The 25,177-nt window shown below is 70.6% G+C and carries 23 protein-coding genes; 11 read left to right on the forward strand and 12 right to left on the reverse strand.

Translation table 11 applies throughout. The features are described from left to right. Positions 1 to 49 precede the first annotated feature (49 nt). From C4V41_RS11130 to C4V41_RS11140, 3 genes are all read right to left on the reverse strand, one after another. On the reverse strand, positions 50 to 1,057 hold the full coding sequence (locus tag C4V41_RS11130) for a glycoside hydrolase family 5 protein (RefSeq protein WP_103955762.1): 1,008 nt from the start codon (positions 1,055 to 1,057) through the stop codon (positions 50 to 52). 105 nt (positions 1,058 to 1,162) lie between these two features. Next, positions 1,163 to 1,762 (reverse strand): Rossmann-fold NAD(P)-binding domain-containing protein, encoded by a 600-nt coding sequence (locus C4V41_RS11135; protein WP_103955763.1) that lies wholly within the window; start codon positions 1,760 to 1,762, stop codon positions 1,163 to 1,165. After that, entirely contained in the window at positions 1,759 to 3,150 is a 1,392-nt protein-coding gene (locus C4V41_RS11140; RefSeq protein ID WP_103955764.1) for a selenium-binding protein SBP56-related protein, read from the reverse strand. Before C4V41_RS11140 ends, C4V41_RS11135 begins: the two co-directional genes overlap by 4 nt. Positions 3,151 to 3,231: 81 nt before the next feature. On the opposite strand from C4V41_RS11140, the gene C4V41_RS11145 reads away from it, so the two are divergent. The 3 genes from C4V41_RS11145 (at position 3,232) to C4V41_RS11155 (ending at position 5,987) form a co-directional block, all read left to right on the forward strand. After that, a complete protein-coding gene (locus C4V41_RS11145) occupies positions 3,232 to 4,434 on the forward strand; it encodes a serine hydrolase domain-containing protein (RefSeq protein ID WP_103955765.1) in 1,203 nt (400 codons plus the stop codon). Positions 4,435 to 4,483: 49 nt separating this feature from the next. Further along, positions 4,484 to 5,131, forward strand: a complete 648-nt coding sequence (leuE, locus tag C4V41_RS11150; RefSeq protein WP_103955766.1) for a leucine efflux protein LeuE — start codon at positions 4,484 to 4,486, stop codon at positions 5,129 to 5,131. A gap of 214 nt (positions 5,132 to 5,345) precedes the next feature. After that, the gene (locus C4V41_RS11155) at positions 5,346 to 5,987 is read left to right on the forward strand and encodes a VC0807 family protein (protein WP_103955767.1); all 642 of its coding nucleotides are present in this window, start codon (positions 5,346 to 5,348) and stop codon (positions 5,985 to 5,987) included. On the opposite strand, the gene C4V41_RS60660 is transcribed toward C4V41_RS11155, so the two are convergent. Further along, on the reverse strand, positions 5,895 to 6,860 hold the full coding sequence (locus C4V41_RS60660) for a hypothetical protein (RefSeq protein ID WP_146103624.1): 966 nt from the start codon (positions 6,858 to 6,860) through the stop codon (positions 5,895 to 5,897). The genes C4V41_RS11155 and C4V41_RS60660 overlap by 93 nt on opposite strands. A gap of 62 nt (positions 6,861 to 6,922) precedes the next feature. Next, on the reverse strand, positions 6,923 to 8,062 hold the full coding sequence (locus C4V41_RS11170; protein ID WP_146103625.1) for a sensor histidine kinase: 1,140 nt from the start codon (positions 8,060 to 8,062) through the stop codon (positions 6,923 to 6,925). 390 nt (positions 8,063 to 8,452) lie between these two features. Between C4V41_RS11170 and C4V41_RS11175 the strand changes: the two genes are divergently transcribed. The 8 genes from C4V41_RS11175 to C4V41_RS11210 are packed head-to-tail and all read left to right on the forward strand — an operon-like array spanning position 8,453 to position 17,746. Continuing rightward, complete coding sequence (locus C4V41_RS11175) at positions 8,453 to 9,070, forward strand: DedA family protein (RefSeq protein WP_103955771.1); 618 nt, start codon at positions 8,453 to 8,455, stop codon at positions 9,068 to 9,070. A 37-nt stretch (positions 9,071 to 9,107) separates the two neighbouring features. Then, entirely contained in the window at positions 9,108 to 9,908 is an 801-nt protein-coding gene (locus C4V41_RS11180) for a DMT family transporter (protein ID WP_235030055.1), read from the forward strand. Positions 9,909 to 9,961: 53 nt separating this feature from the next. Beyond that, positions 9,962 to 11,173 carry a glycosyltransferase gene (locus C4V41_RS11185; RefSeq protein WP_103955772.1) on the forward strand — a complete coding sequence of 404 codons (1,212 nt, stop codon included), beginning with the start codon at positions 9,962 to 9,964 and terminating at the stop codon, positions 11,171 to 11,173. After that, on the forward strand, positions 11,170 to 11,838 hold the full coding sequence (locus tag C4V41_RS11190) for a DUF998 domain-containing protein (protein ID WP_103955773.1): 669 nt from the start codon (positions 11,170 to 11,172) through the stop codon (positions 11,836 to 11,838). Before C4V41_RS11185 ends, C4V41_RS11190 begins: the two co-directional genes overlap by 4 nt. A 45-nt stretch (positions 11,839 to 11,883) precedes the next feature. After that, positions 11,884 to 12,627 carry a cytochrome P450 family protein gene (locus tag C4V41_RS11195; protein ID WP_103955774.1) on the forward strand — a complete coding sequence of 248 codons (744 nt, stop codon included), beginning with the start codon at positions 11,884 to 11,886 and terminating at the stop codon, positions 12,625 to 12,627. Beyond that, complete coding sequence (locus tag C4V41_RS11200) at positions 12,624 to 13,364, forward strand: isocitrate lyase/PEP mutase family protein (RefSeq protein ID WP_103955775.1); 741 nt, start codon at positions 12,624 to 12,626, stop codon at positions 13,362 to 13,364. The genes C4V41_RS11195 and C4V41_RS11200 overlap by 4 nt, the downstream gene beginning before the upstream one ends. Positions 13,365 to 13,371: 7 nt before the next feature. Continuing rightward, entirely contained in the window at positions 13,372 to 16,200 is a 2,829-nt protein-coding gene (locus C4V41_RS11205) for a BTAD domain-containing putative transcriptional regulator (protein ID WP_103955776.1), read from the forward strand. Positions 16,201 to 16,234: 34 nt separating this feature from the next. Next, positions 16,235 to 17,746 (forward strand): DHA2 family efflux MFS transporter permease subunit, encoded by a 1,512-nt coding sequence (locus C4V41_RS11210; protein ID WP_103955777.1) that lies wholly within the window; start codon positions 16,235 to 16,237, stop codon positions 17,744 to 17,746. A 180-nt stretch (positions 17,747 to 17,926) separates the two neighbouring features. Here the strand turns inward: C4V41_RS11210 and C4V41_RS11215 are convergent, their stop codons facing one another. The 7 genes from C4V41_RS11215 to C4V41_RS11245 form a co-directional block, all read right to left on the reverse strand. Continuing rightward, positions 17,927 to 18,838, reverse strand: a complete 912-nt coding sequence (locus tag C4V41_RS11215) for a serine hydrolase (RefSeq protein WP_103955778.1) — start codon at positions 18,836 to 18,838, stop codon at positions 17,927 to 17,929. Positions 18,839 to 18,936: 98 nt separating this feature from the next. Continuing rightward, entirely contained in the window at positions 18,937 to 19,809 is an 873-nt protein-coding gene (locus tag C4V41_RS11220; protein ID WP_103955779.1) for an alpha/beta hydrolase, read from the reverse strand. 15 nt (positions 19,810 to 19,824) lie between these two features. Next, complete coding sequence (locus tag C4V41_RS11225) at positions 19,825 to 21,219, reverse strand: NAD(P)/FAD-dependent oxidoreductase (protein ID WP_103955780.1); 1,395 nt, start codon at positions 21,217 to 21,219, stop codon at positions 19,825 to 19,827. Between the two features lie 44 nt (positions 21,220 to 21,263). After that, the gene (locus C4V41_RS11230; RefSeq protein ID WP_103955781.1) at positions 21,264 to 22,049 is read right to left on the reverse strand and encodes an ABC transporter permease; all 786 of its coding nucleotides are present in this window, start codon (positions 22,047 to 22,049) and stop codon (positions 21,264 to 21,266) included. After that, the gene (locus C4V41_RS11235) at positions 22,046 to 22,897 is read right to left on the reverse strand and encodes an ABC transporter permease (protein ID WP_103955782.1); all 852 of its coding nucleotides are present in this window, start codon (positions 22,895 to 22,897) and stop codon (positions 22,046 to 22,048) included. Before C4V41_RS11235 ends, C4V41_RS11230 begins: the two co-directional genes overlap by 4 nt. Before the next feature lie 2 nt (positions 22,898 to 22,899). After that, entirely contained in the window at positions 22,900 to 24,090 is a 1,191-nt protein-coding gene (locus C4V41_RS11240; RefSeq protein ID WP_103955783.1) for an ABC transporter substrate-binding protein, read from the reverse strand. A 9-nt stretch (positions 24,091 to 24,099) separates the two neighbouring features. Then, positions 24,100 to 25,167, reverse strand: a complete 1,068-nt coding sequence (locus tag C4V41_RS11245) for an ABC transporter ATP-binding protein (RefSeq protein WP_103955784.1) — start codon at positions 25,165 to 25,167, stop codon at positions 24,100 to 24,102. Between the last annotated feature and the right edge of the window lie 10 nt (positions 25,168 to 25,177).

Here is a 25,177-nt window from a genome sequence, read left to right on the forward strand (position 1 = left end):
GCCGCCTTTCGAGGAGGGCCAAGCCGGTGGCCCTCCTCGAAACGCAGGGTCAGAAGTCGTCCGGCGTGCGGATGCGGTCGCGGATCCAGACGCCCGCCGGCTTGAGGCGTGAGGTGCCGGCGAAGGGGCCGTTCGGGCAGGTGCCCTGGGTGAAGACGGCGCCCGAGCGCATGTCGTCCGAGTAGTTCCAGTTGACCCAGCTGATCTTCTTCTGCGCCATCAGGTCCAGGTACTGCTGGGACCGGGTGAAGTTGTTCGACCCGTCGCCCGTGTACGTCTGGGTGCCGAACTCGGTGACGAAGACCGGGATCCTGTCGGCGGCCCTGGACAGGGCGTTCAGGTAGGAGGTGCCGTGCGAGGCGGCGTAGAAGTGGAACGTGTACATGATGTTGGACGCGTTCACCGGGTTGTTGATCACCTCGGTCTCCGTGGCGCCGTCCGAGACGCCGAGGGAGGACCAGGCGCGGGTGCCGACCAGGATCGGGGTCTCGGGGTCGCGCTGCCTGATGACGGGGATCAACTGCTCGGCGTAGCTCTTGATGGTGGACCAGGAGACGCCGCTGGGCTCGTTGGCGATCTCGTACAGCAGGTTGTTCTTGCCGTTGTGCCGCTGGGCGATCTCGCTGAAGAAGGTCTTGGCCCGCGACAGGTTGTACATCGGGTCGCCGGGGTCGAGCATGTGCCAGTCGATGATGGCGTACATGCCTCGCGCCGTGGCCTGTTCGATGAGGTTGTGGACCCGATCGGTGAACAGGCGCGGGTTGGTCTCGTAGCCGTCTTCCTGGATGTACATGGAGATGCGCAGGACGTCGGCCTGCCAGTCGTTCGCCAGCGCGTCGAGGGAGGCGGTGTTGAGGCACTGGGGGTACCACTGGATGCCGTGCGAGCTCATGCCGCGCAGTTGGATCTGCTTACCCTGCGCGTTGCAGAGCCGGATGCCGCACACCTTGAGCTGCCCGTTGGCCTGGACGGGGGTGACGGCCGCCTCGGCGGAGGTGGCGGGCAGGAGGGCCGCGGCGAGCGCGCCGATGACGGCGAGTCGCTTGAGTCGGTGCATGGGGGATGAGCTCCTAACTCGTTCATTAGGAAACCTTACTAACGAGCAAATGGGAGCCTAGATCGGATCTCTGCCTGATAACAAGACCCAATTTGACCGCGGCGGTCAAGCCTGGAGAAGAGTGATCGTCCCCGCCGTCACAAGGGCCACCGCCCACATGCGGTCCACGTTGAACCAGGCCCGCCTCAGCACGGTCAGCCCGGCCACCTTGTAGACGACCACCGCGATCGTCCCGGCCACGAAGAACATCGCCAGCGTGTGGTAAATGGCCACCGCCAGCCCGCCGGACACGGCATGACCGGCGTGCCCCTCCGCTTGCAGGCCGGTGAGCACCGGCAGCAGCATCAGCCCGGCCCCGTGCGCCGACGACATCAGGAACGACCAACCGGCCAGTTGCCACAGCGACAGGCGCATGCCCACCCACCGGAAATGCCGGCTCGACAACAACCGCCACAATCCGAACGCCACCAGCACCACCCCGCCGGCCACCGAGAGCACGGTCCCGGTGACCAGGGAGCCGGTGGCGGAGACCACGAGCGCCACCAGGGCCACCGAGGCGAGGTGGCCCAGGGCGATCATGGGGATCGACTGGAGAAGCCGATCGATGCTGCGCTCCTGCAGGCCGCGGGCCACGGCGAAGAGCCAGCCCATGGCGGGGTTCAGGCCGTGGAAGGCGCCCAGCAGGAGCACCGCCGTCAGGGTCACGGGTAGCAGTAGGAGTCGGAGGAGGCGTCGCCGCCCTGCAGGCGCACCTGGTGGGGGCGCAGGCCGCGGAAGGCGTCCCCGTGCGGGAAGAAGCGGGTGTCGAAGGTGAACGAGTCCGTGTCGATCTTGGCCATCCAGGCGCCCACGCCGTCGGGGAAGAACTGGTCGTCCCAGGAGCCGTACAGGGAGTTGGTGATGTAGACGCGGCGGCCGTCGCGGCTGACCTCGACCATCTGCGGGCCGCCGCGCAGCGGGAGCGCGGGCTGCGCCGGGTGCGGGGCCTCCTGGGCGATGCCGCCCGCCCGGAGCGAGGCCAGCTCCACCGGCTTGTACGGGTCCGAGACGTCATACTGCTTGATCTCCCCGATGCCCCAGCACGAGACGTACAGGCGCTGGTCGTCCACCGACAGGGCGATGTCGGTCACCAGCGGCGGCACCGCGCCGAACGGCTTCAGGACCGGCGGGAGGCGGTCGGCGGGGGTCGGCCGCGCGGGGATGGAGATGACCTTGCGCACCTGCCAGCTCCCGTTCTCGTGGAACCAGAGCCACACCGACGCCGACAGGTCCTCGACGCTGGTGACCACGCCGACGAAGCCGTACAGGCGGGTGGGATCGTGGGCGGGGCGCAGCTCCAGCGGCATCTGGTACTCGTCGCCGAAGTCGACCTCCTGGACGTGGGTGCGCTTGCGCAGATCCCAGAAGTGCAGTTTGTGGCCGTATTTGCGGCCGAGCAGCAGCTCGCCGACGACCCCGTCCTCGACCATCGACGGCGTGCCCCACTCGGAGGAGATCAGCACGTCCTGGTTGATGTGCCACCAGAAGTCGTAGGCCAGGTACTGCGGCCCCCGGTCCAGTTCCCACTGGCCGAGCACCTCGAACGAGGTGTGGTCGAGCACCGCGATGCCGCCCGGACCGTCCTTGCCGTCGGCGCCGCCGATCGCGGAGACGTACAGGCCCTCGGGGCCGCAGTGGACGGTGTGCGGGCGGGAGTAGCCGGCCCGCCTGGCGAGGGCCTCCGGCTCGATGACCTTGACCAGTTCCGGGCTGATCCGGTCCTTGGTGTCGTAGATGTGGATGCGGGACGAGCGCAGCCCCGGCACGACGAGGTAGCGGCGCTCGACGTGCGGGTGCGGCGCGTTGGGGCACAGGGCGCTGCTGCAGGCGTTCCAGCCGAAGTGGTGGAGTTCGTCGCCCGTGTTGGGCAGATCTGTCCAGCCGGCCACGGTGCCGTAACCGGGAGAGGACGGATCCGTGTCGATGACGGCCAGGGCGTCGGGGCGCTCGGCGGCGCGGTCGAACGCGGCGACGTAGGCCAGCCGCTCAGCGGGGGCGTCGGCGGCGTCGCGTGGTGAGGGATAGAAGGTGGGATCTGGAGTCCAGAGAGTCATCTTTCCACATATAGACCGATTCCCTATACGGTCAATAGGTAATTGGTTTACAGGCGCGTCCTTTCGTGATGCATTCGGGAAATGACCGTGCACGGCACTTGTGATCCCCGGTTCTCCCAGGTCGCGGAGGAGTTCGAGGCCAACCTGACGCTTCGCGGCGAGGTGGGCGCGTCGGTGTGTGTGATGGTCGGCGGCGAGGTGCTCGTCGATCTGTGGGGCGGCGAGGCCGCTCCTGGCGTCCCCTGGGCGAGCGACACGATCGGGCACGTCTGGTCGTGCACCAAGGGCGCCACCGCGCTCTGCGCGCACCTGCTCGCCGTCCGCGGCGACCTCGACCTCGACGCGCCCGTCATCCGCTACTGGCCCGAGTACGGCACCCGCGGCAAGGGCGCCACGCTCGTCCGCCACCTGCTCACCCACCAGGCCGGCCTGCCGACGCTGCGCGAGCCGCCCCCGCCCGGCGCCTTCTACGACTGGAAGCTGATGGCCGACCGGCTCGCGAACGAGGAGCCGTTCTGGGAGCCGGGCACCCGCCACGGCTACCACGCGCTGACGTTCGGCTACCTGATCGGCGAGGTGGTCCGCCGGGTGAGCGGGCGCTCGCTGGGCACGTTCTTCCGCGAGGAGGTGGCCGAGCCGCTCGGGCTGGAGTTCTGGATGGGCCTGCCGAAAAACCAGGAGGGCAGGGTCGCGCCGACGATCCCCGCCGACCCGCCCGAGGAGCCGCCCGCCTTCTACGTCAAGGCGTTCACCGACCCGGCCTCGCTGCCCGCGCTGGTGCTGGCGCACGAGGGCGGCTACATGGCGCTCGGCGAGTCCGACAGCCGGGCGGCGCACTCCGCCGAGATCGGGGCCGTCGGCGCGATCACGAACGCCAGGGGGCTGGCGGGCCTGTACCGTCCGCTGTCGCTGGGCGGCGGCGACCTGGTCACGCGGGAGCACCTGGCGTACATGGCGGTGACCGCCTCGGCCGGGATCGACGCGGTGCTGCTCGCGCCCACGCGGTTCTCGCTCGGGTTCATGAAGGCGACGGACAACCGGCACCTGCCGCCCGCGGACAGCGAGGGGGCGCTGCTGTCGGCGACCGCGTTCGGGCACGCGGGGATGGGCGGATCGGTCGGGTTCTGCGATCCGGCGGCGCGGCTGGCGTTCGGGTACACGATGAACAAGCAGGGCGCCGGGCTCGGCGTCAATCCGCGGGGGCAGGCGCTGGTGGACGCGACGTACCGAGCGCTCGGCTACCAGCAGGTTTATGGGGGGATGTGGTACGCACCAGGCGATTAATCACGCGATACCGTGACATGTCACCAGTACTCCCCCAGGAGCCAGCGGCATGTTCTTCGGCATCATCGACATCTGGGCCTACGTGATCGGCGCCTTCCTGATCATCCTGCTGCCCGGCCCGAACTCCCTGTACGTCCTCAGCCTCGCCGCCACGCACGGAGTCCGCCAGGGCTACCGCGCGGCGGCCGGCGTCTTCGTCGGCGACACCGTGCTCATGGTCCTGGCCGCCGCCGGCGCCTCGTCCCTGCTGCGCTCCAGCGCGCTGCTGTTCACCATCGTCAAGTACGCGGGCGCCGCCTACCTGGCCTGGATCGGCTTCCAGATGATCCGCGGCGCCTGGCGGGCCTGGCGCCAGGGGCCGGCCGCCGCCGAGGAGGCCGAGCCGGAACGCCGGCCCCGCCCGTTCCGCAAGGCCCTGACGATCAGCCTGCTGAACCCGAAGGCGATCCTCTTCTTCGTCTCGTTCTTCGTCCAGTTCGTGGACCCGGGCTACGCCACCCCCGCGCTGTCGTTCCTGATCCTGGGCGCGGTCATCCAGATCTTCAGCCTGCTCTACCTGACGGCGCTCATCTTCGGCGGCACTTTCCTGGCGGGACAGTTCGGCCGCCACCGCCGGCTCAGCGCCGGTCTGACCTCCGGCGTCGGCGCCGTCTTCCTGGGGTTCGGCGCGAAGCTCGCCACGACTTCACTGGGATGAAAGCGGCATTCAACCTCGAACTGTTTTCGTGGATACAGATGGAACGAGTCAAAAGAGGCAGTCGCACCACCCCGCCTCGGGTACGGTAGGCCACCGGCGTGCTTCCCGGGACAACCGTGATTGCGTTGCGGTTACGACTAGCAATCCATCTGGAAAAGCCTGGTCCCTCGAAGCCCGGGTAGACGCTGAACGTCGGCCTATCTGCGGAGCAGCCTTGAACCATCCCCCGGTCACCCTCCCCCGCCTCACCGCACTCGCGCGGCAGGCGGCCCCGCGGCTGCTCGAAGCGGTCGTCGCGCCTCTGGCACTCTTCTACCTCGCCATGGTCGTCCTCGACTTCAAATGGGCGCTCGCCCTGACCGTCGGCTGGGTCTACCTCGGAGTGGCGTGGCGGCTGTTCAGGCGGATCAAGGTGCCCGCCACGATGTACCTGGCCGCGTTCGCGATCACCATCAGGGCCATCGTGGCGTTCTGGACCGGCACCTGGATGTGGTTCTTCATCCAGCCCGAGATGGGCACCATCTGCATCAGCATGGCCTTCCTCGCCTCCGTCCGGCTGAACAAGCCGCTCGTGCAGAAGCTGACGCTCGACTACATCCACCTGCCGTCGGCGGTGCTCAAGCACGAGCGGGTGCGCCGGTTCTTCGCCCGGATCACCCTGCTGTGGGCGTTCGTGCTGCTGATGAACTCGACGCTGAGCATCTTCCTGGCCGTCTACGAGTCGCTGGCGGGCTCGCTGGGCACGTTCATGATCCTGCGGACCTCAGCGGTGGCCGTGATAAGCGGCACGGCGATCACGGTCTCGGTCATCGCCTTCAAGCGGCTCCTGCACCGGCTGCACGTCGCGCACGCCTGACCTCTCCACCAGCAGGAACGCCCCGCACATCCCCATGACCAGCCCGGTCAGCACGCCGAAGAGCTCCACGAGATCGGCCCCGCCGCCCCAGGTGAGCGGCCCGCCCACCAACGTGACGATCATCGCGTAGAGGCCCCACCCGAACAGCGAGCCCGAGCCCAGCCAGGCCACCACCAGCGGCCTCCAGAAGGGGCCCCGCCCCCAGCGCCTGACCAGCGCGGCGAGGGCGACGGCCCCGGCGATCGCGAGCAGGCCCTTGACGCCCTCCATCACGCCCGTGACGGTCTCCGCGCCGAACACCCGCGAGAGCCGCACCCCGCCGACCGCCGTGGCCACCAGCAGCGCGCCCCAGGCCACGACCGTCTGGAACGACCTGGTCGGGCTCGGGAAGTCCAGGCCGGCCGGCGTGGTGAAGACGGCCGGCCAGCGGTCGCGGGAGTAGAGGACGAAGGCCGCCATGAGGCCGATGCCCTGCCCCATGAACCCGCCGTAGACCATCATGTAGACCCACGGTTCGACGGCCGTGCCGCCGAACACCTCCAGCCCGGCCACCGCCACCACGACCGGCGCCGTGACGACCACCACCGACAGCAGGCCGGTGCCCACCCACAGCGGCGGCAGCACGAGCCAGGCCGGCAGCCGCAGGCCCTTCCGGGTGGTGAAGGCCAGCGCCAGCGCCAGGGCCACGGCCTCCATGCCGAAGGTCATCGCGTTCAGCGCGACCGTGGCCGGGTCGTTCATCAGGGCGGGATCCGTGACGCCGACGGAGCTGCCGGTCAGCCAGAGGATCTTCAGTGTGAGGTAGGGCAGCATGGCCGCGACCGCGACGATCGCGGCGGTGATCCGGCCTATCCCGGCTCTTTGCTCAGTCATGCTCCGAGCGTCGCCGGTCCGGCGCGGGGTTTCCTCCCGAGCAGTGGGGATCCGCCTCCCCCTTACGGGGGAAGGGTCACGGTCAGCTCGAAGCCGTCGCCCACCGGGCCGGCGGACAGGACGCCACCGGCCAGCCGCACTCGCTCGCGCAGGCCCGCCAGCCCCATCCCGCCGGAGCGCACCGTGGAGCGGGAGCGCGGCGGCCCGTTGCGCACGCTGATCCGCTCGGGCGCGACCACGACCTCGACCAGGGCCCCGGGGGCGTGCTTGGCGGCGTTGGTGAGCCCCTCCTGGACGACGGCGTGGGCCAGCTCCGGCACCGGCCCGGGGGCCAGGTCCAGGGTGACCTCCATGCCCGAGGCGGCGGCCCGCCGGACGAGCTCCGCCAGGTTCTCGTTCACGGGGACGAGCGGGGCGGCGTCGGCGTCCTCGCGCAGGAGCCCGATGATCTGGCGCAGCCGCTCGGTGGCGTCCGCCGCCGCGATCCGCAGCTCCCCCGCCGCACCGACCTGCTCCGGCGCGAGTCCAGGGGCCATTTCGAGCCCGGCCGCCCTGACCGCGATCAGGGCCAGGTCGTGGCCGAGGGAGTCGTGCATGTCCCGGGCGATCCTGGCCCGTTCGCGCAGCCTGGCCTGCTCCTCGGCCGACCTCCTGGCCTGTAGCCGCTGCTGCAGCAGCCGGCGCCGCAGCAGCCCGAACAGGTAGGGCACCAGGTAGGTGCCGATGACCCCGGTGACCATGGAGACCCACAGCCCCAGGTCGCCGCCCTGGGCGAGCACCACGGCCACGCCGACGACGCCGATCAGGCAGAACACCAGCAGCGCGGGCCACACCCTGGCCAGGCGCCGCCCGGTCAGGTAGGCGTACCAGACGATGAACGGCGACGTGGCCAGCAGCGGGACGATCTTCACGTTCCGCTGCGGCGCCAGCCGGCTCAGGTCCACGGTCGCGAACCCGTCGGTGAACCGCCACGGCCCCAGCGGCAGCACCAGCACCAGGGCGAGCAGCGGATAGGGCCGGCCGACGAGCACGGCCAGACCGCCGAGCACGATCCTGGGCACGGTCACGAGGGCGAACGCCGCGGGGTCCTTGACCGGGTCGGGCCCCATGGCGGCGATGAAGACGCCGAGCACGACCCAGAGCAGTAGGTCGTAGACCACCTGCCGGCGGCTGTCTCGGCGGAGTCGGTGAAGGTGCTGCACCGCACCGACGTTAGCGTCCGCGCCCGCCCGAGGGTCCCGTCCGAAGTCAGGCGGCGACCCTGACGAAAGTAAGGGTGGGGAGCGGCCTACCACGGTGGTGGGGCTAACCCCACCACGAAAGCGCCTACCCGCACTGCTGATTCCGCCTGCCGAAACCGCTTTGATCGATGGTGTCACCCGGAGGTCGCAGCGGCGCCCCTGACGAAAGTAGGGGGTACTGCGTGCCGATCGTCCGATGTGCCGTGACCTGCGGGGTTTCTACCTTCATGGGGTACGGCCCCTGACCCTCCTAGGGGAAAGGGCCGCGTTCGACCCGGGGCATCCCCGATGTTCCCGGACGATCCACACCGAGACGCTGTGTTGGTGCCCTAACGATCGGAGTTCACGCTAATGTCGCACGCCATCCTCGACCTGGTCGAACAGGTGATGTCGTCGCCGTGGTTGTACGTGGCGCTGTTCGGCCTGGCGCTGCTCGACGGGTTCTTCCCGGTCGTGCCGGCCGAGACCTCAGTGATCACCGCGGCGGTGTTCGCCGCGTCCGGCGAGACGAACCTGGCTCTGATCATCGTGGTCGCGGCGCTCGGCGCCTTCGCGGGTGACCACATCTCCTACCTGATCGGCAAGAAGTCGGCGGGCAGGCTGCGGGACAAGAAGGCGTTCGTCTGGGCGCGCGGCGCCCTGGAGGAGCGGGGCGGGCTCGTCCTCGTCGTGGCCAGGTACATCCCGGGTGGGCGTACCGCGACCACGCTGACCATGGGAGCGGTGCGCTATCCGCTGCGCTCCTTCACGTTCTTCGACGCGATCGCGGCCTCCTCGTGGGCGGTCTACTCCGCGCTGATCGGCTTCTTCGGCGGGATGGCCTTCGAGAACGACCCCATCAAGGGTCTGCTGCTCGGGCTGGGCATCGCGCTGTCGGTCACCGCCGTCGTCGAGATCGTGCGCTGGGTCAGGAAGCGACGCGCCATCCAGGCTTCCCCGGAACGACTTCCCATGGACACGTCCGTTTGACCCCGCCCGGTAACCATCCGTGTGAAAGGAGTGCGACATGACTGTGCTGGCCGCGGTGATAGCGCTGGTCGGTTCGCTGTTCTTCGCGCTCGGTGCCGCCCTGCAGCAGTTCGAGGCGGTCGGCACCGCGAAGCCGGGGCTGCTGGCCCTGCTGCGGCGGCCGCGCTGGCTGCTCGGCGGCGCGTCCATTCTGGCGGGTGGTGGGCTGCACATCGTCGCTCTCGGTCTCGGCCCGCTGACCATCGTCCAGCCGATGGGCGTGGCCAGCCTGCTGTTCGCGCTGCCGCTCGCCGCCACGCTGCACGGCCGCCGGCCGTCGCGCAAGGAACTGGCGGCGGCGGGGGTGGTGGCGGCCGGGCTCATCGGCCTGGTGCTGCTGGTCCCCGAGTCCACCGGCCCCACCGTCCTGGCTCCCGACGGCGTGCTCATGCTGCTCGGAGTGTCCGGGGTCGCCGCGGTGCTGCTGTTCGCCGGCTCGAAGGCGGCCTCGCCCGCGGGCCGGGCGGCACTGCTCGCCACCAGTTCCGGCGTGCTGTACGGCGCGACCGCGACCCTCATGCGCGTTCTCGTCGACGGCGCCTGGAACTGGTGGTATCTCCTCGCCCTGCCGATCCCCGCCCTGCTGGCGCTGATGATGCTCCAGCGGGCCTACGCCGTCGGGCACTTCGGTGTCTCCTTCGCCTCGCTGCAGATCGCCGACCCGCTCACCGCGGTGGCGTTCGGCGCGCTGCTGCTGGGCGAACCCCTGCCGACCGGCATCCTGCCGATCGCCGCCGCCCTGTTGACCGCCGCGGGCACCGTGGCCCTGGCCCGGACCAGCCCGCTGGAAGCCCACTGATGTCCCCATTTCCTGGCTCTCCCCAAGCCACCACCTAATCGGAGTTCACCGTCATGGCCATGCCCCTGCACGCCGTCCCCGACGTCGCCACCCTGGCTCCCGCCCCTGAGCGTCCACGCCGCGTCCTGATATCGAGCGATACCTATCCCCCAGATGTGAACGGCGCCGCCTACTTCACCCATCGCCTGGCCACGGGCCTGGCCGCGCGCGGCAACGAGGTGCACGTGGTCTGCCAGTCGGAGGCCGGCCCGGCCAGCGCCGACGTGGTCGACGGCGTGGTCGTGCACCGGCTGCGCTCGGCGCCGCTGCTGGTCCACCCCACCATGCGCGTCACCGTGCCGACCCGGCTGGACCGGCTGGTGGCGAGCGTCCGCCCCGACGTGCTGCACACCCAGGGCCACTTCGTGGTCGGCCGGGCCGCCATGGCCGCCGCCCGCCGCGCGGGGGTGCCGGTCGTGGCCACCAACCACTTCATGCCGGACAACCTCTTCCAGTTCGGCCACATCCCGGAGCGGCTGCGCACCAAGGCGGGCCAGTGGGCCTGGCGCGACTTCAGCCGGATCTTCAACCGGGCCGACCACATCACCACCCCGACGCCGCTGGCCGCCAAGCTGCTGTCCGACCAGGGCTTCGCCCGCGAGGTGGAGTCGGTCTCCTGCGGCATCGACCTGACCAGGTTCCACCCGCACGCCGAGCCCAAGGCGTGGTCGCGCAAGATGTTCGACCTGCCGGACCGGCCCACGATCCTGTTCGTCGGCCGCCTGGACGAGGAGAAGCACCTGGACGAGATCGTCCGCTCGCTGCCGATCATCCTCAACGACACCGACGCGCAGGTGGCGTTCGTCGGCAAGGGCAACCAGCGGGCCGAACTTGAGCGGCTGGCCAGGCGCATCGGCGTGGACGAGCGGGTCTTCTTCCTCGGTTTCGTGCCCGACGAGAACATGCCGCAGGCGTTCGCCGCCGCCGACGTGTTCGCCATGCCGGGCGTCGCCGAGCTGCAGAGCATCGCCACGCTGGAGGCCATGGCCTCGGGGCTGCCCGTGGTGGCCGCCGACGCGATGGCGCTGCCGCACCTGGTGTCCGGCAACGGCTACCTGTTCCAGCCCGGCGACGTGCGCTCCCTGGCCGGGCACCTGACGGACATCCTCACCGACGACCGGCTGCGCGCCCGGCTCGGCAAGGCCAGCAGGGACCTGGCGCTCACCCACGACGACCAGTTCTCCCTCGCCCGTTTCGAGCACATCTACGATGAGGTGGCCCGATGACCCTTCGGCGACGCGTCTGGGGCACCGTGATCGGCACGGTGGTGTCCCTTGGCGCGCTGGCGTACGCGGAGCTCTCGTTGCCCGCGCAACCGCTGATCAGCGACTACGCGCTGGTCTCCGGGGGGCTTGTGCCCATACTGATCGGGATGCTGGCGCTCGCGGGAGCGTGCCTGAGTCTCGCGTACGGACTGGTGGCGAGCGAGCCGTCGCGCACCGCCGCCGCCAGGGTGCTGCTGCTGGCCGCGGCGGCCGGTTTGATGATGAGCGCGATCTTCCCCACCGACCCGGGCACCTCGCAGATCGGCACCCTGTCCGGCGAGATCCACCGCTGGTCGGCGGCCGTGGTGTTCACCGCGCTGCCGGTCGCCGGCTGGAGCCTGGCCAGGCGGCGGGAGGCCGCGCCCCGGTGGAACGCGGTCCGGGCCATGAGCGTGCTCGCCGCACTGACGCTGGGGGTCTACCTGGCCGCCCACCCGGCCTCCATCACCTCGCCGCTGATCAACGGCGTGGAGTACTACGGGCTGCTGGAGCGCGGCGTGGTGCTGGCCGACATGGCGCTCCTCATGTTCATGGCGCTGGCCTCCTTCGCGGGGCGGCCGGTCGTCAGGACCGAGGTGGCACCGGTCGAGCGACCCGTGGAACGGCAGGAGCGACTCGCCGCCTGACACACTTCGACCGCCGTCGAAAGGACCTCGTCCTAGCGTGAACCCATGCTCATCACACGCCATGCAGAAGCCGGGGCGGTGCTCGCCGACACCAGGTACGTGCCGCCCCCCGTACGCCAGGACGGCGCGGAGGGAACGCTCGCCTGGCTGCGCGCCCAGGTGTCGCGGTTCAGCACCGGAGACTCGCACGCCGGGCGCCGCCGCCTGCTGGAGGAACGGCTGACCACGCTGGACCCCGCCGAGCTGCGCGCCGCGGCCAGGGCCGAGACCCGGCAGCGGGACGAAAACTGGCGGGGCGTGCCCACGGCCGTGCTCGGAGCCGCGCTGGGAGTCAAGGACACCACCGCCGTGCCCGCCGCAGCGGCCGGTTACCTGTTGGGTGAAGAGACCCCGGAGGCCGACGCCGCCGTCGCCGAACTGCTCGAACTGGCCGACCTGCCCGCGATCACCCTGCTCCTGCAGGGGTACGCCGCCACGGAGGGGCTCATCGAGGCGGCGCTGCGGCACGCGGAGCCCGGTGACGACATCGAGGCGCTGCTGCACGAGACGCTCCGGCAGGACCCGCCGCTCAAGGCCACCCGCAGGCTCGACACGCGGACCGGCGACGAGGTGACGATCGACCTGGTGGCCGCCAACCGCGACCCGGACGTCTTCCCGGATCCCGGGCGGTTCGACGCCTCACGCGGCCGGACCCCGCACCTGACCTTCGGGTACGGCGTGCGCCCCTGCCCCGCGCCCGCCCACGCCCTCGCGCTCGCCGCCGGTGTCCTGGAAGGACTTCTGCCATGAAATTTCGTGACCTGCACCGGCCCGGCGACCCGCTCCTCCTCCCGAACGCGTGGGACTACGGCTCCGCCGCCGCCCTGGCCGCCCAGGGTTTCAAGGCGATCGGCACCACGAGCCTCGGCGTGGCCGCCGTCTACGGCCGGCCGGACGCCGCCGGCGCCACCAAGGCCGAGACCATCGAGCTGGCGGAGGCGCTCAAGGACCTGGGCGCGCTGATCACCGTGGACATCGAGGGCGGTTTCAGCGACGACCCCGCCGAGGTGTCGGACCTGGTGGCGGGCCTGGCCGCGCTCGGCGTCGCGGGCGTCAACCTGGAGGACGGCCGTCCCGACGGCACGCTGCGCCCGATCGACCTGCACCAGCGCGTCATCGCGGCCGCCCTGGGCCACGGCGTGTTCGTCAACGCGCGCACGGACACGTGCTGGCTGCGTACCGGCGACACGCGCGAACGGGTGGACGCCTACGGCCACGCCGACGGGATCTTCGTGCCCGGCCTGAGCGACCTGGACGAGATCGCCAAGGTGGCCGCGAGCACGCCGCTGCCCCTCAACGTGCTCTACCAGCCGGGCGGTCCCACGCTGGCGCAGCTCGCCGCCGCCGGTGTGGCCAGGGTGAGCACCGGGTCGCTGCTCTATCGGGCCTCGCTGCAGGGAGCGCTCGCGACGGTGCTCGCCATTCAGGGCGAACCGGCGCCGCAGGTGCCGACATATGCGGAGATAACCGCAATGCTGCCGGGATAATCGACGTATGCGCTTCCAGATCCTCGGGCCCACCGACGCCCTGGGCGAGGACGGCGAGCCGATCGCGCTCGGCGGCCCCCGGGTACGGGCCCTGCTGACGCTGCTCGCCCTGCACGCGGGCCGCATCGTCGGCGCGGAGCAGCTCGTGGACGGCCTGTACGGCGCCGCCCCGCCGGAAGGCGTGGCCAACGCGCTGCAGTCGCAGGTGTCCCGGCTGCGCCGGGCGCTGGGCCGGGATCTGGTCGAGTTCCATCCGGCCGGCTACCGCCTGGTCGCCGACCCGCAGGACGTGGACGCGCGCAGGTTCGAGTCGCTGGCCCAGGCGGGCCGGCGGGCACTGGCGGCCGGCGACCCCGCACAGGCCGCCCTGCTGCTGCGCGAGGGGCTGGAGCTGTGGCGGGGCGCGCCGCTCGCCGACGCCCCCTACGCGGAGGCCGCCGCGTCGGCGCTGGCGGAGCTGCGGCTGGCCGCCACGGAGGACCGGGTGCAGGCGGACCTCGACCTGGGCCGGCACCGCGAGCTGGTCGCCGAGCTGCGCCAGCTCACCGCCGCCCACCCGCTGCGCGAGCGGCTGCGGGCCCAGCTCATGCGCGCCCTCTACGGCAGTGGCAGGCAGGCGGAGGCGCTGGCCGCGTACGACGAGGCCAGGAAGTCGCTGGACGAGGAGCTGGGCGTCGAGCCGGGCGCCGAACTGGCCGCCGCGCACCTGGCCGTGCTCAGGGCCGACCCCGCGCTCGGCGCCCCCGCCGACGGGCAGCGGTCCAGGCAGGGCATCCGCGCCCAGCTCACCAGCTTCGTGGGCCGGACCGAGGAGCTCGCGCAGGTGGGCGAGAGGTTGGGGGCGAACAGGCTCGTCACGCTGATCGGCCCCGGCGGCGCGGGCAAGACGCGGCTGGCCATCGAGGCGGCCGGGCAGACGCCGGGCGACGTGTGCTTCGTCCCGCTCGCGCCGGTGACCGACAGCGCGGGCGTGCCCCGGGCCGTACTGTCCGCGCTCGACATCCGCGACGCCCTGCTGCACGCCCCCGAGCGGCCCGCCGTCGACCCGCTGACCCGGCTCGTCACCGCCCTGGCCGACCGGCGGCTGCTGCTGATCCTGGACAACTGCGAGCACCTGGTCGAGGCCACGGCCGAGCTGACCGACCACCTGCTGGCCGCCTGCCCGGGGCTGCGCGTGCTGGTGACCGGGCGTGAGGCGCTCGGCATCACCGGCGAGTCGATCCTGCCCGTGTCGCCGCTGCCGCTGCCACCGCCCGAGGCGGGTGCGCCGCTGGACTATCCGGCCGTGCGGCTGTTCGCCGACCGCGCCGCCGCCGTCCGGCCGGGGTTCGCCGTGGACGCGGGCAACGCGGCCCAGGTCGTGCGGATCTGCAGGGCGCTCGACGGGCTGCCGCTGGCGATCGAGCTGGCGGCGGCGCGGCTGCGTACGCTGTCGCTGCCCGACGTCGCGGCGCGGCTGGACGACCGGTTCCGGCTGCTGACCCGTGGCAGCCGTACGGCGCTGCCCCGGCACCAGACCCTGCGCGCGGTCGTGGCCTGGAGCTGGGACCTGCTGGACGAGAGCGAGCAGCAGGTGGCCAGGAGGCTGACCGTGTTCGTGGGCGGCGCGCGGCCCGAGGCGGCCGAGCGGGTGTGCGGGCTGCCGGAGGAGGTGCTGTTCTCGCTGGCGGAGAAGTCGCTGGTCGAGTTCGTGGACGGCCGGTTCCGGATGCTGGAGACGATCAGGGCGTTCTGCGCGGAGCGGCTGGAGGAGTCCGGCGAGGCGGAGCCGGTCTTCGAGGCGCACGCCGCCTACTACCTCGACCTGCTCTTGATCGCCGACCCCAAGCTGCGCGCCCATGAGCAGTTGGAGTGGCTGGCCCGGCTGGACGAGGAGAGCGACGACGTCGACGCCGCCCTGCGCTGGGCGACCGAGGCGGGCCGGCTGGAGCTGGCGCTGCGGCTGCTGGCCATGAGCGCCTGCCACCGATGGATGCGCGGCCACCGGGGCACCAGCGCCGGCCTGTCCGCCGACCTGCTGGCCGCGCTCGGCGACGCGCGCTTGCCCGGCATGGAGGAGGAGTACGCCATGTGCGTGCTCGTCACGGCCTGGGCGGGAGGCGTGGACGACGCGCTGCGGATCCGGCTGGACGAGGTGCGCGAGATGCTGCCGGTGACCTTTGTGCCGATGCGCGTGGACTTCCTGATGATGCTGCGGTCGATGTTCACCGGGCCGCCGCGAGACTTCATCGAGGGGTACGCGCTGATCATGCAGAGCATCGAGGGGCTGCCGCCCTGGCAGCGGGCGTTGTCCAACGCCGGCGCGGCCTTCGTCCTGCAGGCGCTCGGCCGCGACGACGAGGCGGTGACCCAGTTCGAGCGGGGACTGAGCGCGTTCAAGGTCATCGGCGAGCGATGGGGCATAGTGCTGGGGCTGTCAGGGCTGGGCGCGCTCCGGCAGGCGCAGGGAGACTATCGGGCCGCGTACGAGCTCGCCGACGAGGCCATCGCACTGGCCAGGGAACTGGGCGCGAAGACGGAGATCGCCGAGGTGCTGTGCCGCCGGGCCGACGCGCTGCTCGCCCTGTCCGAGGGGGCCCGCGCGTGGGACGACTACGCGCTGGCCGCCGAGCTGTCGCGCAGGAACGGCTCCATGGAGAACCTGGCCTGGGCCTGCCTCGGCATGGCCGAGGTGGCGCTGGCCCGCGGCGACCTGGACGAGGGCCGCTCACTGCTGCTCCGGGCCCGCGAGGTGTGCCCCGGCGACTGGTACAGCGCCGAGGACACCCGCGAACGCATCGAGGCGCGGCTGGCCAAGCTCGGCGGGCAGGTCAGCGGGCCGGTCAGCGAGCGGTAGGCGGGCCGTCAGCCGTCCTGTGGACAGTGGCGGCATGAAGAACAAATGGGCCTGTCTGGCGATCGCCTGCCTGGCCACCCTGCTGCTCTCCCTCGATCTGACCGTGCTGCACCTGGCCCTGCCCCGGCTCGTGGCCGACCTGGGCGCGACCTCGACCCAGTTGCTCTGGATCGGCGACATGTACGGCTTCGCGCTGGCCGGCCTGCTCGTCACCATGGGCAACCTCGGCGACCGCATCGGCCGCAAGCGCCTGCTGCTGATCGGCGCGGCCGCGTTCGGCGCCGCCTCCGTGGTCACCGCGTACGCGCCCAGCCCCGAACTGCTGATCGCGGCCCGGGCGCTGCTGGGTGTGGCCGGCGCCACGATCATGCCGTCCACGCTGTCGATCGTCCGCAACGTGTTCACCGAACCGGGCGAGCGCACGATGGCCGTCGGCGTCTGGAGCGGGATGAGCGCCGCCGGCTTCGCGGTCGGGCCGGTCGTCGGCGGCCTGCTGCTCGACCACTTCTGGTGGGGCTCGGTCTTCCTGATCAACGTGCCCATCATGGCGCTGGTGCTGATCGGCGGCATGGCGGTGCTGCCGGAGTCGCGCAACCCGCACGCGGGCCGGCTCGACCTGGTCAGCGTGGTCCTGTCGTTCGCCGGCATCGTGACCGCCATCTACGCGATCAAGGAGGTCGCGCACAAGGGCGCCGGGCACGCCGACGTCGTGGTGGCGGGGATCGGCGGGATCCTGCTGCTGGCGTTGTTCGTGTGGCGGCAGACGCGGCTGGCCGAGCCGCTGATCGACGTGCGGCTGTTCCGGCGCAGGGCGTTCAGCGCGTCCATCGTGACGAACCTGCTGGCGATCTTCGGGATGTCGGCGATGATGCTGATGTTCGCCTGGTATCTCCAGCTCGTGCTCGGCTGGTCGCCCCTGCAGGCCGGGCTGGCCCAGCTTCCCGGCGGCCTGAGCGGCGCGGTGGGCGGGGTCCTGGCCGCCAAGCTCATCCAGCCGCTCGGCAGGAACGGCGTGGTCGCGCTCGGCCTGGCCATGAACGCGGGCTCGTTCTTCTTCTACAGCACGCTCGGCACCGAGCTGAACTACCTGACGCTGCTGCCCGCCATGATCATCGGTGGCGTCGGCGTCGGGTTCGCCTTCACCGTCAACAACGACAACGTGCTGGCCACCGCGCCCTCGCGGCGGGCGGGGGCGGCGGCCGCGGTGTCGGAGACGGCGTTCGAGCTGGGCGGGGCGCTCGGCATCGCGATCCTCGGCACGGTGCTGACCAGCGCCTACCGGGCCAACCTCGACCTGCCCGCCGGGGTGCCCGCCGAGGCCGCGCGGGAGTCGCTGGCCGGGGCGATGTACGCCGCCGAGACCCTGCCCCCCGACCAGGCCGGCGCACTGGTACGCGCCGCGCACGCGGCCTTCCTCGAAGGTGTGCACCTGACCTCATACGTCACGGCGGGCCTGCTGGCCGTGGTGGCGGTGCTGGCGCTGGTGGGGCTGCGCGGCGTGCCGAAGGTCATCCCGGAGGAGGTCCTGGCGGGCGCGGACCGGTAACGGCATGACTTAATTCACTCCATGTTGACTTCAATGGCGCGCCCGCGCCACCCGACCGTCCGAAGGGCACCCCACCCCAAGGACGCCCCTCCTCAAAGAGGCCCGCGCCATCCGGCGGACACCCCTCCCAGGGCGGCCGCGCCCCCTCCCCTCCTCCAAGGGACCCCAGCCGAAGTGCGGTCAGGCGACCGGGTTCGTGGGGCAGGGGCGGGTGGTCGTCGGGGAAAGGGAGTCAAGCCGAGCCCCGATCATCCGAGCGACCCCCTCGATCGTCTGGATCCCCGTCCCCTCCCCCGGCTGCCGATCCGTCTGCACCGACAACAACAGATCCCGCCCCGGCCCCACCACCCGCCCATAACTGGTCACGGCCCACGTGTGGTGGATGAACGGCCGGGGCGTCCACCCGTTCTTGAGCGCCACCCGATCCCCCGGCCGCGCCGCCGCGCTGACCCCCCACGCCTGGTCCTTCTGCACCCGCCCCATCAGCCCGAGCACCGTCGCCCGATCGGCGGAGGTCAGCCCCTTGCCCCCGTTGACCAGTACCTTCAACAGCCGGACACGATCGGCGGGGCTGGTGTTGGTGCCGCCCCAGAACCGGCTCGGCCCCGGCGTGGTCTCCCTCAGCCCGATCCGCCGGTAGAAGGCGCTCATGGCCCCACCGCCCCCGACCCGCGACCACAGGGCGTCGGCCGCGCCGTTGTCGCTCTCCCTGATCATGCGCGAGGCCAGGTCCCGCTCACCCTCACCCAGCCGGCCATCGCGCCGCGCCAGCAGGGCGGCGAGGATGTCCACCTTGGCCCCGCTGGCGGTGATCATGTCGTGCTCGTGCTCGCCGTACCCCAGTGAAACCCCCGTCACCAGGTCCAGCGCACTGTAGACGACCCGCCCAGGGCGGCGGCTCACGAATCGGGCGAGGTCCCGCTGGAGGCGGACGCGGGCGGCGGAGCCGGCCCGCGGGTCAGGAAATTTCAGGACACAGCGCGCCACCTTGACCGGCGCCTTCACCGCGACGGGCACCACCTGCACCCGCTCGACCCCACACCCGGCCGCAAGAACAAGCCCGGCGGCCAGAGCCAACCACTTCGCACGCACGCGCCAACCCCCGAGATCGAATCGGGGGTCGTACGCTTCCTGCCCAGCCCGCCCACCGGCCCCATCACACCCGGCGCTTTCGTGGCCAGACCTTCACCTCAGAGATGCTCGCCCAGGAAGGCGGCGGTGGCGTCGACGGCCTGGGTGACGTACGGCTCGCGGTCGTAGAGGTCGATGTGCTCCTTGGCGTCCAGCCAGACGATCCGCTTCGGCTGGTCGAGCCGCCGGTAGACCTCCTCGGCCCCCTCCGGCGAGCAGAACCGGTCGACCACACCGTGCACGATCAGGGCGGGTTTCGGCGACAGGAAGTCGGCGCCCATGATGTTGTCCATCGTGACCAGCTCACGCACACTCGCCCTGGTCACCTCGTTCGACCAGAAGAGCGAGGCCCCGCGCTCGGTCCCGTAGTAGGCGTACGGCTCGTCGCCCGGCATCGCCGCCTCCCCCGAGGCGGCCACGGCCGGCAGATATTCGACCGGCCCGCCGCGATCCTGCCGCTCCAGCACCTCGGCGAACGAGCCCAGCACGGCCGGATAGTCCATGCCCGACCGCATCGTGTAGGGGTTGTTGTAAGCCCCGGCGATGCCCGCGAACACCCCCACCCGAGGGTCGAAGGCGGCCGCCTTCAGCGCGTATCCGCCACCGAGGCAGATCCCGACCGCCCCGATCCGCTCCGCGTCCACCTCGGACCGCGACCGCAGGAAGGACACCGCCGCCCGCAGGTCGTGCAGCTTGCCCTGCGGGTCTTCGTGCCGCCGCGGTCGCCCGTCCGACTCGCCCCAGTTGCGGTGGTCGAAGGACAGCGTGACGTATCCGCGCTCCGCGAGGCGGGCCGCGTAGAGCCCGGTGACCTGGTCGCGCACCCCGGTGAACGGCCCCGTGAACACCAGCCCCGGCCACGGCCCCGCGCCGGCGGGCACCCGCAGGTCCCCGGCCAGCGTGAGGCCGTCCACGACGAACTCAACTCTCATACGCCCCAGTCTGCGCTAAGAATCGAACCCCAGCCCCATCCGGTCGAGCGCGCGCAACCACAGGTTGCGCCTGCCCTCGTGCTGGTCGGCCTGGGCGATCGACCACCGGGTGAACTGGATCACCCCGGAACGCACGGGTTCGGGCGGGAACGGGAGCGGCTTCTCGCGCACCATCCGCAGCTCGGTCCGCTCGGTCGGCTCACCCGACAGCAGGTCGAGCATGACGTTCGCGCCGAACCTGGTGGCCCCGACGCCCATGCCGGTGTAGCCGGCCGCGTAGACCAGCCGCCCGCCGTGCGCCTGGCCGTAGAAGGCGCTGAAGCGGGTGCAGGTGTCGATCACGCCGCCCCACCTGTGGGTGAAGCGAACGTCCGCGAGCTGCGGGAACGTGTCGTAGAAGTGCTCGGCGAGCTTGACGAACGTCTCGTCGCGCTGGTCGTACTCCGGCTTGACCAGGCCCCCGTTGTAGTAGACGGCGTCGTAGCCGCCCCACAGGATCCGGTTGTCGTCGGTCAGCCGGTAGTAGTGGAACTGGTTGCCGGAGTCGCCCACGCCCTGCCTGTTGCGCCAGCCCACGTCGGCGAGCTGGGCGTCGGACAGGGGCTCGGTCATGAGTACGTAGTCGTACACCGGGACGACGAAGTGCCGCAGGCGCCGCAGCAGCGGCGGGAACACCCCGGTGCCCAGCGCCACGTGACGCGCGGCGACCCTGCCGTGCGGGGTGCGCAGGGTGAGCGTGGTGCCGTCGTCGTCCATGGAGCGGACGGGGGTGCGCTCGTGGACGCGTACGCCGAGCCGCAGGCACGCCTCCCGCAGCCCCCAGGTCAGCCGGGCCGGGTCGAGCATGGCGCAGCCGCTGCGCTCCCAGAGGCCGCCCAGGTAGGTCGGCGAGTTCACCTCGGCCCGCACCTGCGCCTGGTCCATCGGCCGGTAGTCGAGCCCCAGGTCGGAGATCAGGTCCAGGTGCTCGTTGAGCCCTTCGAGCTGCCACGGCTCGGTGGCCACGTGCAGCTCGCCGGTGCGCTCGAAGGAGCAGTCGACGCTGTAGCGCTCCAGCGTGCGCTCGATCTCGTCGAGGTTCTCGACGCCCATGCGTTCGAGCCGGTCGATCTCCTCCGGCCACCGCTCCAGCCCGTTGGCCAGGCCATGGGTGAGGGTCGCCATGCAGAATCCGCCGTTGCGGCCGGTGGCCGCCCAGCCGATCCTGCGCCCCTCCAGCAGGACCACGTCCAGCGAGGGATCGCGTTCCTTGGCCATCAGGGCCGTCCACAGCCCCGAGAAGCCGCCGCCGATGACGACCAGGTCGGCGTCGGTGTGTCCGAAGAGCCGCGGTCGCGGCTCGGGTCTGGCCGGGCTGTCCAGCCAGTACGGCTTGCGCTCCGCATCAGCCAGCGCCTTCAGCGGATCCACAAATCCCACTTCCCCACGGGTGTCGGAGTGTTTCGATATTCAGTTCACGCGCGTCGCCGCGCCGCGACCGCGTTGGCGATCGCGATCAGCACCCCGATGCCGAAGATCAGCGTACCCATGACGTTGACCTGCGGCGGAATGCCGGTCTTCACCGCGCCGACGATCCACAGCGGGAACGTGACGGTCGAGCCGTTGACAAAGCTGGTGACCACGTAGTCGTCCACCGACAGCGCGAACGACAACATCGCCCCCGCCATCACGCCCGGCATGATCGACGGCAGCGTCACCTGACGGAACGTCCCCCAGGCCGTCGCCCCGAGATCCCTGGCCGCCTCCTCCAGCGACGGATCCAGGGTGACGATCCGCGCCCGCACCGTCACCACCACGAAGGACAACGAGAACAGCACGTGCGAGACGATGATCGTGTTCGCGTCGCGCGGCACGTTGCCGGAGACGAACAACGACAGCAGCGACGCCCCCATGACCAGCTCGGGCGTCGAGATGGCGGCGAAGACCAGGAAGTTCGTCGACCCCTTGCCGCGGAAGCGGTGCCGGCCCAGCGCCAGGGCCAGCATGGTGCCGACGACGACGGTGATCACGGTGCTGAACAGGGCGATCACCAGCGAGTTGCGCAGGGCCACGGTCAGGTCGGCGATCTCGAAGAGCTCGCCGTACCAGCGCAGGGTGAAGCCCTGCCAGGTGGTGTTCGACTTGCTCTGCTTGTCGTTGAACCCGAACAGGATCATCACCGCGATCGGCGACGACAGCCAGACGATGATGATCCACGTGTAGATGTGCAGCAGCCGGTCGCCGAGCCTGGTGCCTCTCATCGGGCCGCCGCCTCCAGCACGTTCTCGGTGCCGAGCGCCCGCGCGTAGATGAAGATCCCCACCAGCAGCACCGCCATCAGCGTGAACGACAGCGCCGAGGCGGTCGGGTAGTTGAGGTTCGTCAGGTACTCGGTCTGGATGATGTTGCCGATCATCGTGTTGCCCGTGCCGCCGAGGATCTGGGCGTTGATCGGGTCGGCCGTGGCGGGCACGAACGTCATCAGCACCCCGGCGAACACCCCGGGCAGCGACAGCGGCAGCACGATCCGGCGGAAGGCGGCGGCGCGGGTGGCGTACAGGTCCTGCGCGGCCTCGACCACCCGCGGGTCCACCCGCTCCAGCGCCACGTAGATCGGCAGGATCATGAACGGCAGGAAGTTGTACGTCAGCCCGCCCACCACCGCGAACGTCGTGGCCAGCACGTGGAAGTCGGCCGGCAGCAGCCCCCAGTCCTTCAGCGTGCCGAACAGGATGCCGTTGTCCGACAGCAGGAAGTTCCACGAGATCGTCCGCAGCACGAACGACACGAAGAACGGCAGCAGCAGCAGGAACAGGTACATCGACTTGCGCCGGCCGCCCTTGAAGGCGATCCAGTACGCCACCGGATACCCGATCACCAGCATGGCCACCGTCGCCAGCCCGCCGTAGACCAGGGAGCGCACGAGCTGGGTGCTGTACCTGCCGAGCGCGTCGCTGTAGTTGGAGAAGCTGAACGTCATCGCGAAGCCGTCGATCGCGTTGCCGGTCTGCAGCGACACCGACGCCATCGCGGCCATGGGCACGACCAGGAAGATCGCCAGCCACAACCAGGCGGGCAGCGCGAGCAGGTAGGGGGTGAGCCGCCGCATCGCTACGCCTGGGTGATCGACTGGAAGATCGGGTTGAAGACCTGCTGCTGCTTGTTGTTCAGCGGCGTGTAGTTGCGCAGCTTGGCGTAGTCGGCCTCGCCGGGGAACAGCAGCGGGCTCTCGGCCATGTCCTCCAGGGCCTTCTTGTCCTCGCCCTTGGCCGTCTTGGCCTTCTCCCGCAGCAGGTCCTGCACGGCCGGGACCGGCGTCACGAACTGGATGAACTCATCCAGCTCGGCGGCCACGGCCGGCTGGTAGAGGTAGTCCATCAGCATGATCGCGTCGACCGGGTTGGCGGCGTTCTTGGGAATGAGCATGTTGTCGGTCCAGATCGTGCCGCCCTCCTCGGGGACCACGAACTTGACCGGCTCGCCGGCGAGCTGCCGCTGGAACACGTCGCCCGACCAGGCCATGGTCAGCCAGACGTCGCCCGTGGACACGGCGTTGATATACCCTTGATCATAATATTTCCGCACAATTCCGGCGTCGCGCTGCGCCTTCAGCTTCTCGCCGGCCTTCTTCCAGTCGGCCTCCGTCGACTTCTCCGGATCGATGCCCAGCGCGATCATGCCGAAGTTCGCGATCTCCTGGGCGTCGGACATCATCCCGACCCGCCCCTTGTACTTCGGATCGAACAACGACTCGATGCTGGTGATGTCGTCCTTGACGTGGTCGGTGTTGTACGCGATGCCGGTCACCCCTGAGGTGAACGGAATCGTGTACTTGTTGCCGGGGTCGTAGCCCCGCTCCTTGTACTTCTGCCCGGCGTTGGCCTGGAAGTTCGGCAGCTTGGAGTGGTCGAGGGGCACCGCGTAGCCGAGCTCGATCATGTGCTGGAGCTGGATGCCGTTGGTCATGACGACGATGTCGTAGCCCAGCGACTGCCCGGCCCGCAGCACGGGGTCGGCCTTGCCGAAGAACTGGTCGTTCTCCTGGATGACCTCTTTGTACTCGTACGCGATGCCGGTGTCGCTCTTGAACTTCTCCAGCGGACCCTTGTCCTCCGGCATGTACTCGGGCCAGTTCGCGAAGACGACCTTGCCGTGCTTGGTCTGCTTGGACCAGAAGTCGGCGACGGCGTCGGCCTTGGGGGGCGCCGCCTTCTGTCCCTGAACGCCGCAGGCGGCGAGGGCGAGCCCGGCGGCGGAGAGGCCACCGAGCCTGAAAGCGTCACGACGGGTGAAGGGGTTCATAAGGCGGTGTCAACTTCCAATCACGTACGAATGCCGCGCCTGCCAGGACAGCCACACGGAGTCGCCCCGCTCCGCCGTCGCCGTCGCGTCCAGCGCGTTCTGCTGGAACACCGTGATCTCGGCCCCGTCAGCGAGACTCACGGCGTAACTGTTGTAGGTGCCCAGGTAGGCGACCTCGGACACGGTGCCGCGCACGGCGCTGCAGCCGGGGTCGGGTTCGTCGGTGCCAATGGTGATCTTCTCGGGCCGCACGGTGACCGTCACGTCGCCGCTCTGCCCGGGCACCAGCACCCGGCCGCCGCCGATCTTCAGCTCGCCACCGGTCGCGGCGCCGGCGAGCAGGTTGGAGGTGCCGATGAAGCCGGCCACGAACGCCGTCGCGGGCCGCTCGTAGATCTCGCGCGGCCCGGCGAGCTGCTCGACCAGGCCGTCGTTCATGACCGCGATCCGGTCGCTCATGGTCAGCGCCTCGTTCTGGTCGTGCGTCACGTACACGAACGTGATGCCGACCTCGCGCTGGATGCGCTTGAGCTCGATCTGCATGGCCTGGCGCAGCTTCAGGTCGAGCGCCCCGAGCGGCTCGTCGAGCAGCAGCGCGCGCGGCCGGTTGACCAGGGCTCTGGCCAGCGCCACCCGCTGCTGCTGGCCGCCGGACAGCTCGCGCGGCCGGCGCTTCTCCCTGCCGGTGAGATCGACGATCTCCAGCATCTCGCCGACCCTGCGGCCGATCTCCTCGTCGGGCGTCCTGCGCTGCTTCAGCCCGAAGGCCACGTTGTCCCACACGCTCATGTGCGGGAAGAGCGCGTAGGACTGGAAGACCATGTTGATGTCCCGCTTGTTCGGCGGGACGTTCGTGACGTCCTGGCCGTGCAGCTTCACCAGGCCCTTGGTGGGCGCCTCGAAGCCCGCGACCATCCGCATGGTGGTGGTCTTGCCGCAGCCGGACGGGCCGAGGAGGGAGAAGAACTCCCCCTCGGCGATGTCCAGCGTCACGCCCTTGACCGCCTGGACGACCTCGCCATGCGAGAGATACTCCTTGACGACGTCCTCAAGCTCGATCGCACTCAGCCCGGTCATTTCCAGGATT

The organism is Nonomuraea solani (assembly GCF_900108335.1).
In the GTDB taxonomy this organism is placed as follows: domain Bacteria; phylum Actinomycetota; class Actinomycetes; order Streptosporangiales; family Streptosporangiaceae; genus Nonomuraea; species Nonomuraea solani.

Bases quoted from the DNA above. Each gene is read 5' to 3' on its own strand.
- C4V41_RS11130 (WP_103955762.1), bottom strand. From the start codon at position 1,057: ATGCACCGACTCAAGCGACTCGCCGTCATCGGCGCGCTCGCCGCGGCC.
- C4V41_RS11140 (WP_103955764.1), bottom strand. From the start codon at position 3,150: ATGACTCTCTGGACTCCAGATCCCACCTTCTATCCCTCACCACGCGAC.
- C4V41_RS11145 (WP_103955765.1), top strand. From the start codon at position 3,232: ATGACCGTGCACGGCACTTGTGATCCCCGGTTCTCCCAGGTCGCGGAG.
- leuE (WP_103955766.1), top strand. From the start codon at position 4,484: ATGTTCTTCGGCATCATCGACATCTGGGCCTACGTGATCGGCGCCTTC.
- C4V41_RS60660 (WP_146103624.1), bottom strand. From the start codon at position 6,860: ATGACTGAGCAAAGAGCCGGGATAGGCCGGATCACCGCCGCGATCGTC.
- C4V41_RS11175 (WP_103955771.1), top strand. From the start codon at position 8,453: ATGTCGCACGCCATCCTCGACCTGGTCGAACAGGTGATGTCGTCGCCG.
- C4V41_RS11180 (WP_235030055.1), top strand. From the start codon at position 9,108: ATGACTGTGCTGGCCGCGGTGATAGCGCTGGTCGGTTCGCTGTTCTTC.
- C4V41_RS11185 (WP_103955772.1), top strand. From the start codon at position 9,962: ATGGCCATGCCCCTGCACGCCGTCCCCGACGTCGCCACCCTGGCTCCC.
- C4V41_RS11190 (WP_103955773.1), top strand. From the start codon at position 11,170: ATGACCCTTCGGCGACGCGTCTGGGGCACCGTGATCGGCACGGTGGTG.
- C4V41_RS11195 (WP_103955774.1), top strand. From the start codon at position 11,884: ATGCTCATCACACGCCATGCAGAAGCCGGGGCGGTGCTCGCCGACACC.
- C4V41_RS11200 (WP_103955775.1), top strand. From the start codon at position 12,624: ATGAAATTTCGTGACCTGCACCGGCCCGGCGACCCGCTCCTCCTCCCG.
- C4V41_RS11205 (WP_103955776.1), top strand. From the start codon at position 13,372: ATGCGCTTCCAGATCCTCGGGCCCACCGACGCCCTGGGCGAGGACGGC.
- C4V41_RS11210 (WP_103955777.1), top strand. From the start codon at position 16,235: ATGAAGAACAAATGGGCCTGTCTGGCGATCGCCTGCCTGGCCACCCTG.
- C4V41_RS11220 (WP_103955779.1), bottom strand. From the start codon at position 19,809: ATGAGAGTTGAGTTCGTCGTGGACGGCCTCACGCTGGCCGGGGACCTG.
- C4V41_RS11230 (WP_103955781.1), bottom strand. From the start codon at position 22,049: ATGAGAGGCACCAGGCTCGGCGACCGGCTGCTGCACATCTACACGTGG.
- C4V41_RS11235 (WP_103955782.1), bottom strand. From the start codon at position 22,897: ATGCGGCGGCTCACCCCCTACCTGCTCGCGCTGCCCGCCTGGTTGTGG.
- C4V41_RS11240 (WP_103955783.1), bottom strand. From the start codon at position 24,090: ATGAACCCCTTCACCCGTCGTGACGCTTTCAGGCTCGGTGGCCTCTCC.
- C4V41_RS11245 (WP_103955784.1), bottom strand. From the start codon at position 25,167: ATGACCGGGCTGAGTGCGATCGAGCTTGAGGACGTCGTCAAGGAGTAT.